Genomic DNA, 1,326 nt, shown 5'->3' on the forward strand with positions numbered 1-1,326 from the left:
CTATAAATGAGCAAATATCGAATTTTGCACAAACTTATCCCACAAACTTAAAAGCTTCTTCGAATGAGGCGCTGCTTTTTATGAGGCGGTACAGGTTTGCAAACTGTTCCTGCTTTAGCTGCTGCTTCAAGGATGCGTATCCCTCTTCGAATGTGCAGTAGTTTCCAGAATGCATACAGCACAAATAGTGGACCAACGACATGATCAGCCAATACCTTTGGATTCCCTGACGGGATCGGATTTGATAACTATCCAGCGCAAGTTTACTTTTGCTCTGCCGGAAAAATAATTCAATCGGCCACCGTTTCGTATAGGTGTCCAGGATCTCCTGCGTGGATAACTCTGCATTTGTAGAGAGAAATACACGCAATGCTTTGGGATTCCCAAATCCATCCTTCGGATAGCTGAGGATCACCGCTGCATTTGGAATGCCATTCAACTCCCCTTCATAGCGGTATACATAGAATTCACGGCTGCCAACGGTCACGAGGCTGACATCCGGGTCTGTTTTCCGCAAATGAAGGGCAAATGCACTGGCTTTTTGACGGATCCCGCATGGATAAAGGATTCGGTTGGTCTTTAATGCCCCAACCGTATAGAATCCTTTCCGAATAAAACGGTCCATCACTTTTGCAGTAGTATACCAGCTGTCACAAAGAAAGTAGAAAATGACCGGCGCAGCGGGAAGTTCTTCCGCGATCTCCTGTACAATCTGGATCTTTGATCTTGATTTATCGTACAGGATGACTGCATAATTCAGGGTAATCCCGTTGCAGGAAAGCATAACGGAGACAACCTGATGCCCATAATCCTGACAGCCTTTTAAATGTGATTGATGAAAATACGCAGCTTCGATTGGATGAACCGCCTGTGACGAAGGCCGGGTATGTGAAGCAATCGTATCATCCACAATACAGTAAATCGGTTGTCCGGAACGCTGTGCTTCCCTATAAATGGCTTGGAGGATGCTGCTTTTTAAAACATCCTGCAATGCATCGTCCTTCCATTTTCCGTGATTCAGGAAATAAGCGGTCGTTGTCCTGTGGCAATGGCTGACTTCTTGGAAATCAACTGTTTTTCCCCGGTATCCCCGGAGAAAAACAGACAGGATGATGGTCAATAAGTGGTTCAGATACACATCGGATAAAAATAATCCGAGATTTAATGCTTTCAGGTAATTGTAAATATGTTTGGAATGATGTATACTGTTTGCAACGGACACCCCCTTGTTTGAGTGAGTATGTTGTTTGTTGGTACTTCAATTATACATCCTTCTACAGAGGGTGTCTTTCTTTTGTGCAATATTTTGGATTTGCTCATTTATAG

General features: G+C 43.9%; 1 protein-coding gene. It reads right to left on the minus strand.

Going from position 1 to position 1,326, the window contains the following annotated elements; genetic code table 11:
• Window positions 1-34: 34 nt before the first annotated feature.
• Entirely contained in the window at window positions 35-1,222 is a 1,188-nt protein-coding gene (locus tag DWX00_RS19380) for a transposase (RefSeq protein ID WP_243038065.1), read from the minus strand.
• Window positions 1,223-1,326: the final 104 nt, after the last annotated feature.

It is taken from the genome of Blautia sp. AF17-9LB (genome assembly GCF_003479185.1).
Lineage (GTDB): Bacteria > Bacillota > Clostridia > Lachnospirales > Lachnospiraceae > Fusicatenibacter > Fusicatenibacter saccharivorans.